6 protein-coding genes are annotated in these 7,421 nt (G+C 67.2%); all 6 read right to left on the bottom strand.

Features of this window, described 5'->3' with window-relative positions:
• Positions 1–99 (bottom strand): type I-E CRISPR-associated protein Cas6/Cse3/CasE (locus IRZ30_RS17185; protein WP_366945354.1); only part of this gene is annotated, 99 nt, incomplete at its 3' end.
• Positions 81–818, bottom strand: coding sequence for a type I-E CRISPR-associated protein Cas5/CasD (gene cas5e, locus IRZ30_RS13935; protein ID WP_294086048.1), 738 nt, complete (start codon positions 816–818; stop codon positions 81–83). The genes cas5e and IRZ30_RS17185, both read right to left, overlap by 19 nt.
• Positions 815–2,008, bottom strand: coding sequence for a type I-E CRISPR-associated protein Cas7/Cse4/CasC (gene cas7e, locus IRZ30_RS13940; protein WP_294086049.1), 1,194 nt, complete (start codon positions 2,006–2,008; stop codon positions 815–817). Before cas7e ends, cas5e begins: the two co-directional genes overlap by 4 nt.
• A gap of 29 nt (positions 2,009–2,037) precedes the next feature.
• Positions 2,038–2,610 carry a type I-E CRISPR-associated protein Cse2/CasB gene (gene casB / locus IRZ30_RS13945; RefSeq protein ID WP_294086051.1) on the bottom strand — a complete coding sequence of 191 codons (573 nt, stop codon included), beginning with the start codon at positions 2,608–2,610 and terminating at the stop codon, positions 2,038–2,040.
• On the bottom strand, positions 2,594–4,261 hold the full coding sequence (casA, locus tag IRZ30_RS13950; protein ID WP_294086052.1) for a type I-E CRISPR-associated protein Cse1/CasA: 1,668 nt from the start codon (positions 4,259–4,261) through the stop codon (positions 2,594–2,596). Before casA ends, casB begins: the two co-directional genes overlap by 17 nt.
• An 11-nt stretch (positions 4,262–4,272) precedes the next feature.
• Positions 4,273–7,083, bottom strand: a complete 2,811-nt coding sequence (gene cas3 / locus IRZ30_RS13955) for a CRISPR-associated helicase Cas3' (protein ID WP_294086054.1) — start codon at positions 7,081–7,083, stop codon at positions 4,273–4,275.
• Between the last annotated feature and the right edge of the window lie 338 nt (positions 7,084–7,421).

Consider the following 7,421-nt stretch of genomic DNA (forward strand, 5'->3'; position numbering starts at 1 on the left):
GAAGCCGGACATCACGGAGCGGTGGAGCTGCTGGCAGTCGGCCAGGTCTCGCCGCACGTCCCGGCTACGCGGATTCAGAATCAGGCGCGAGAGGTACATGGGTCACCTCCCTCCGGCGGTGGTGGCGTGGCAATCCAGACAGTGCGGACGGCGCGGGTGCTGAAGCGGCGCTCGGCGAAGGAGATCGGCACGTCCATGCGGATGTCGGCCGCATCGTCACCTTCCGCGTCGAGTACGAGGCGCAGCCTGTCGGGTGCGTCCGCGCGGGGGTGTGGGTGCTGGTAACCGAGCCACGGGTAGGTGCGCAGGGCCGTCTCCAGTGGCTCCGGGCGCAGGCCCGGTCCCCAGGGCGGCGTGTCCGGCAGGCGGACCGGCGCAGCGGGGACGAACGACTTTCGGCCGAGGAAGAGCTGCCAGCGGGGCGCAGCCAGGGCGCGGTCGAGCAGGACCAGCAGCTCCTCGTCGCCCTCCAGGCCGACGAGGAAGTCGGCGTCGGCCAGGTAGAAGCGGCGGGAGATCTGGGGCCGGCGGGCAGTGCCGCTCGGATCGGGCACGCCGTAGCCTGCCTCCGCCCGGCGATGCCAGCCGCCGGCTGTGTGGAAATCGACGTGCATCGTCCCTTCGCGGTCGACACGCACGCCCATGCGGAGACGTGCCAGATCGTCCACCCGGGCAGACCGCGGCCGGCCGAGCGCGGCGCAGAGGAGGCCGATCACGCCACTCTTCGAGGGTTCCAGGCCGGTGTCGCGCCAGGAAAAGCGGCTTTGAGTGCCCCAGGCCTGCATGGGGCCGGTCAAGCGAAGCAGGAGGGTACTCATGCTGCTGCGCCCGTTCCGGCTTCGGCGAAGGCCGCTGTGACCACGGCGTCGACCAGCTCCTCGAAGGTTTCGACGCGCAGCTCCTCCAGCGGACCAAGTTCGCGCGGGTTGACGTTGACGCACCAGGTGCCGCGCAGCTCGCCGCCGTAGACCCGGACCAGATTGGACCAGTACGCTTCCAGCGCGTCCACCGAGCGCTCGATCAGGTCGCCGTCGTGCGCCGGCGCCACCGGGTTGACGAAGGCGTTGGCGAGGGACCAGAGACCGCGGTCGCGGACCACGGCCATCACGAACGACGGTGGGTTCTGGGCCGCCATGCTGTTCTGCTTGCCGGTCGGGATCGCGTGGATTGACGCCCAGAGGAAAGCTTCGACGGTTGTCCGCGCCAGGTCGACATCGCCGCCCAGGTTGTCGACCAGTTGGTCCACGTCGATATTGCTGTAGCGGTAGAAGCAGGCGGAGTTGAACTCGACCGTGCCGAGCATGTCGGCGCCAGCGGTGTCGTCTGGCTTCAGATCATCCACGGCGGTGTAGAAGTCGAACTCGGTTGCGACCCGGTGGGTGGAGATGGCGTGCGCCACCTGGCTGGCCGCGTCGATGTTCTTCTCGGGAAGGTCGGCCAGCATCCGGCCGAACAGGGCGACGTCGGCGGAGCGGCCGTCGAGTGCGTCGAGGAGCGCCAGTTGAACCTGCTTCGGCAGGGCCGCCTTGTTCGCCTTCTTGGCTTTCTTGGCGTCGCGTTCGGAAGCCGCATCCGCGTTTGGCGCGACATCAACCAGGGTGTCCCAGTGCGCCAGGCAGACATCGGCCAGGGCGTTGATCTCCCGCTGACCCAGGAACAGCAGGTACTGCGTCTTCTTCTCGGTGTCCCCCTCCTTTGGTTTCTCAAAGCTGAGACCGATTCCCTGGATGGCGGCTTCGACCACCGCGGCGGCTTCCGCGGCATCCTTCCCGCGGGCGACCAGCCGCTCGACGAGAGCTCCGGCTATGCGCTTGGTGCGTCGTGCGCGGCTCTCCTCGGGCAGCAGATTTTCCTCGCCGAAGGTCATCCGGATCGCACGCTTGAGGGCCTGGCTCGAGATGCGCGCCCGGCGGTAGCCGCCGAACTGGCAGTCCTTCGGCGCACCGGTGTCGTCCCGGTTCAGGTTCGAGGGCGCGAAGTTCTGGATGATGTGCAGTTCAACGAACATGGTTACCGTCTCCTTCCTCACTCATGCAACTATGCAACCGACTGCGGTTGATCGGTGATCGTATCGCCGGCACCAGGGGCGCCTGCTTGGGCCGCGGACTGACCCCAGAAGGCGCGTGCCCACTCGCGTTGCACGGCGCGGGTATCCCAGTGCCAGCCCAGGATGTCGCTGAGCAATTGCGCCCAGTCTATGGGGATCTCGTGTGCCTTAAGCAGGCCGACCGCGGAGCGCAAGTGAGCCGGCAGGTCGTCGAGGTGGCAGTTGAGCAGCGCGACGAAGCGCTTTTCGATGCTCGGGCTACCGTCCGACGCCATCAGCCGGGCGAAGGACGCACCGAGGTTGCTGCGCCCCTCATCGTCACGTGGGTGCCAGCTATGCGGATGCAGCGCAAAGAGCCCCGCGACGAGGAAGTAGGCGTCCTCCTCCCGCGGCGATGCCGTGCTTGGCAGCCAGGGGAGGACGTAGGGGTAGACGTCGGCGACCTCGCCGGGCTTCTTGCCCAGCCCGCGCCGGAGCGCGGCCAGCGCGCCGCGGTCCTGGCGGTCGGCGAGTGCCTCCAACGACGCGATGAAGCGCCGATGTCGGTCAAGCGGCCGGCTCATCGGTTTCCTCCTCTCGTGCCGGCAGGTAGCCAGTGAGCATCTCCCGGAGCAGCCGGATGAAGGCGCGCTCGGCGCGGGCGGCGGCCTTGAGCGCCCGAGCGCTGGGGTCGAGGCTGTGGATCACGCCGCCGAAAGCGGCCTGTGCCGTGCGCTGGATCTCCAGCGCCCAGCGTGCGAGTGGGTCGCCGTCGACGTCGCCGCCGAGCTCGCTGACCAGTCGGCTGAACGGCACCGCCAGCCGCGACCAATAGACGGCGCTCGGTTTCAGCGACTCGGCGATGCTCTTCACCGTAGCCGGGCTCGGGGTGACGGCGTCGTCCGGCGCAGCCAGAGTCTGAGCGAAGAGGCGCAAGGGGCTGGGTATCTTGCGGGTCTTGCCATCCGCGCCGGTAACGGTGACGTCGCCGTTCACCAGGAGGGTGCTGATCCGCTCGGCCAGGGCAAGCGCCTCTTGGAGCAGCTCGAACCGTTCCCGGTCGTTCAGGAGCGGCGCGGGCAGTGGCAGGCGCTCGTGCCGCCAGAGCGTGACGTTGGCCTGGTCGGTCACCATGCCGTACAGGTCGAGGGCAAATCGAGCGCGGTATCCCAGCGGCCCTTCCGCGGCCAGCCCGGCGACCCAGTCGAGCATCTTCGGCCGGGCCGACTGGCCGCTTACCGATTGGAACAATGCCAAGCTGTCGCGCCAGAGGGCGCGATCTTCCTGGAAGCCAATGGGGAACCAGGGCGGCATCCCGTCTCTGGGCTTGAGACTCTTGCGGAAGGCCACCATTGGCTCGTAGTCGGCTGGATTCCAGCCGGCGGGAAACTGCTCGCCCTTCATTGCCACGGCGTAGCGGACGACTGGGGCTGCGTTCCCCTCCGAAGACTCAGGAAGGAGCCGCACGCGCCGGCTCTGCCAGGTCAGCAGATCGACGTAGCCGCTCGGGCGGCGCTCCCGAGGCGTGGGGTGCTCGTCCCGCTCCCAGGCCGCGCTGTCGTCCGTGAAGTGGAAAGGAAGCCCATCGGCGCCGTTGTAGGCGTGGAGGTTGAGCATCAGCGTTTGGAACAGGTTGCGACCCTTGACGAGCGCGACCGCGCTGGTGGTCAGCGGGCCGGCCTTGGTGTACTTAGCGACGCTCGCTTCCTCACCGTGCCGACTCTGATAGGAGATCATGCCGCCGACGTCGAACGCCTGATACGCGACCAGGTATCGGGCGGCCTGGGCGGGTGACAGTGCAGGCGGATCGGTTGCCACGCTGTGGTCAAACAACGTGAGGTAGTTGCCAAGCATCATCCCGTGAACGATCCCCGCCACCGGCTTCGCGTAGGATGCGTCGACCGCGGGCGTTTGGTAGAAGGGGTACGTCGGATCGAATAGGTTGAAGCGATTCCGCCAGCGTTCGCAGTAGCGGTCGATCGGATCGGGATCCCAGGAACCGCGCTCCCACAACGCCGCCCACTCGTCGATGCTGGCCGGGCCGAAGACGCGGTGCAGGAACGCGAGCAGCAAGCGGTGCAGGCTGACCGTCACCAGTGGCGAGGGATCGACGATCTCGCGCAACTCGTGTGCGCGGACCAGGACGTCGCGCAGGCTGAGTTCTTCCCAAGCACCGTCCGCGGCCCGCATGCAGGGGATCCACGGGCGATCGAGCAGGTTGAAGCCATCCGTCATACGACCTCCTCTCACTCCACAACCAGTCCTAGTTCCGGATCGAGGCGCAGCGCGTACTTCCCGACCGAGGCACGACCCGAGGAATCAAGCAGGATGAGCCGCTGGTGCCGCAGCAGGGCGGACTCGCGCCAGGCGGTCGGTGGGTCGGTCGTGAGCAACTCCGGAACGACGCGCCGGTCGCTGAGCGTCACCGAGCGGGCCAGCAGGCGCCGGGTTAGATTCAGCGACGGTGGCTCCAAGACGTCGACCACCTCTTGGCCGGCGACGTCTAGCGCCGCACACCCGTTGACGTCGAACAAACACACCACCGAGACGGACGGCGGGGTGAGCCGCGTCAGGGCCTGGTGTGCCTGGTGGAAGTCGGGAGCGTCCTCGGCGCGGGCGTTGGCGGTCATCTGCCAGATGAAGCCGCCGGCGCCCGGCCGCTTGATCCAGCGGACGGCAGCCTCGGCTGCGGCCTCGTCAGCCTGCTCCTGGTACCGCTCTCGAGTCCTCTGCCAGGCCGCGTGGACGGTTGGGGGCTCGGTGGCCGGGCAGGGGCGGTCGTCGTAGACCGCCTCGATGAGATCCGGGATCTCGTCGGGGATTGCGATGGCGTCACGATCCCGCAGTACCAGCCACGAACGCAGCAGCGCGTGGGCGTCGTAGACCGCCGTCGTACCGTGGTCGAAGACCGGCACGCCATCGGTGATGCACTCAGGTCGACAAATCCATAGACGCGGCGCTTCCAGGCCGCGCGGGCGGGCATCACGCCGGTGACGGTGGAGTCGACCGGCGCGCTGGAGGACGAGGTCGGCCGGGGCCAGATCGGTCACCATCAGATCGAAGTCGAGATCAAGGCTTTGCTCAACTATTTGCGTTGCAATAAGTACAGCCCGGTTCGGGCGCCGCACCGAGATCGTCCCCTCCTCGGTGGTGACGACGCCGCCCGGCTTGCCGAAGCGCCGAAGAGCGCGCTGCTCGCGGTGCTGGCGCTCATCGACGAGGAACCGTGCATGCAGGAGGTCCAGCTCCGGCTCGCCGTCGTCAGCGACGTCTGGGAAGTAGCGCTTGAGGGCCTGGTACACCGCTTGGGCGCGGCCGACTGTGTTGCAGACCACCACCGCGCAGCCGCCGGGTTTCAGGGCGTCCTGGAGCTGTATGCCGAGGGGAAATGGCTCTTCTGGTGTCTCCGGGAGGTGGCCATCGACCCACTCGATCCGGACCGAGCGGGCTGTGCGGGCCGAAGGCGGCACGTGCCGGCTGTTGATGCCGTTCCGGGTCACCCAGGTGACGCGCGGGTAGACGGCTGAGGGATCCGTGCGTGACTCCAATGATGGTGTGCCTAACCCGGCGGCGTAGGCCTTGGCGAGGGTGGCGCGGCGGGCATCGGGAAGCGTGGCCGACAGCAGGACGACCGGGCTGCCGAGGGCGGCGAGCCACTCCAGTAGCCGCTCGAGCAAGGTTGACATATACGTGTCGTAGGCATGCACCTCATCGATTACCACCGTCTTGCCGGCCAGGCCGAAGAGGCGCACGAAGACATGTCGCGTCTGAAGCACTGCCAGTAGCGCTTGGTCGATCGTTCCGACCCCGAAGGGGGAGAGGAGGCCGCGCTTGCGGTAGGTGAACCATTCAGCCGCGACCACACCCGAAGCAATCTCGTCGTCTTGATCAGCGTCTCCCTCGTGCGGGGTCAGGAGCGCGTCGGTGCGCTGGCGCAGGGCGGCAAATTCGGCGTTGAGTGCGGCGTGGCCGTGTAGTAGCTGGAGGTCGACCGCCTCCGTGGCGAAGCGCTGGACAAGGTAGTCGCGCACGCGTCCGAACATCTGGTTACTGGTGGCCTGTGTCGGCATGGCGACGTAGGTGCCCCGATTGCCGCCCACCGCGTTCATGTGATCGGCCAGGAAGAGTGCTGCCTCAGTCTTCCCTTCGCCCATCGGCGCCTCAACAATGACCAGCGAAGGGTGGGGGAGGTCTCGCGCCAGCTCGATGACAGCCTCTTGCAGCGCGTTCGGTGTGATGTGCGGGAACAGATCACTGAAGGCGCGAGGTTCGGCACTGGTCCGGGATGTCAGCCAGCCGAGCCGCGTCATCGCCGCGGCTGCCCGTTCCTCGGCTTGTCCACAATAGTTCTGGAAATCGAGAGAGGCGGCGGCATCGGCGTCAGTCGCGGCGAGCGGGAAGATCGACTCGTCGGAACCGATCCAGTCGGCGACCGACACGAGCCCCGCTAGCGTCATCGCGGTCGGGTTGTCGATACCGAGCGGTACCGCGTCGCGCGGAACGCCGATGTGCGAGGCCAGCTCACCGACGAGTGCCGCCCGAGCCATGTTCCAGAGCCCGCGGCCCACCGCGACGGTAGGCATGTCGCAAAGATCATGTGCCCGTGGGAAAATCCCGTGGTGCCCCCCGATGACGGTACTTAGGCGCTGCGCCAGTAGGTTGTCGAATTGGAACTCAGCGACCAAGATCTCCGGGAGGGTAGCGGCAGTAACGCTTCCGTGCGGGGTCGCGCGTGGGTCGAGCGGCCGCGGCGGGAGGGGGAAACCGGCGTCGCGGAGGAGCCCGTGGGCAGCGGTCCATGTGAACTGGAAGGCCGGAGATGCTTTCCCAAGGTCGTGGAGGCCTGCCAGGAATGCGATCCAGGAGCCAGCATCCGCTTCCGGAATCCGTAGTGCCGCCGCGAGCTGTCGCCGGACAGCCGGAGAGAGGACGTCGCTCCACATTGCCCGCGCCACCAGAGCCACGTCGAGCAAGTGGCAGAGCAGCGGGTGATATGCGGGATCGCCCGGGACCCGTGACCGTTTTGCCCACAGGAGATGGTAGTGCCGCTCTCCCATCTCCGCTCTTCCTCCGTCCTACCACCAACCGGTGCCACCAGTTTGCAGATGAGCCGTCTCATTACAACCGTAGCTCGGGCTCGGGAATGCAGCCGTTCCCGTGCAGCAACTTGTTCCTATTGCCAGGTCAGGAGTCGCCGGGAAGATGATGACTTCATCAGATTATGCACATGCTGCTCCTTCTCTGGGAGATAGTCGGTCGAGGACCATGGCCGTGCGCGGTGTCCCCGTCACCCTTGCTTCGGATCGGTCATAATGGCGACGCGCGTGGGCGGGGGCCTGGCGCGGGGTTCTTCAAGAGAGGGAGGTCACGATGGACCTTGGACTGACCGGGAAGG

Source organism: Sphaerobacter sp. (genome assembly GCF_019683595.1).
Lineage (GTDB): Bacteria > Chloroflexota > Chloroflexia > Thermomicrobiales > Thermomicrobiaceae > Sphaerobacter.

Excerpts from the sequence above, each read along its gene's own strand:
- cas5e (WP_294086048.1), bottom strand. The coding sequence starts at position 818 with ATGAGTACCCTCCTGCTTCGCTTGACCGGCCCCATGCAGGCCTGGGGC.
- cas7e (WP_294086049.1), bottom strand. The coding sequence starts at position 2,008 with ATGTTCGTTGAACTGCACATCATCCAGAACTTCGCGCCCTCGAACCTG.
- casB (WP_294086051.1), bottom strand. The coding sequence starts at position 2,610 with ATGAGCCGGCCGCTTGACCGACATCGGCGCTTCATCGCGTCGTTGGAG.
- casA (WP_294086052.1), bottom strand. The coding sequence starts at position 4,261 with ATGACGGATGGCTTCAACCTGCTCGATCGCCCGTGGATCCCCTGCATG.
- cas3 (WP_294086054.1), bottom strand. The coding sequence starts at position 7,083 with ATGGGAGAGCGGCACTACCATCTCCTGTGGGCAAAACGGTCACGGGTC.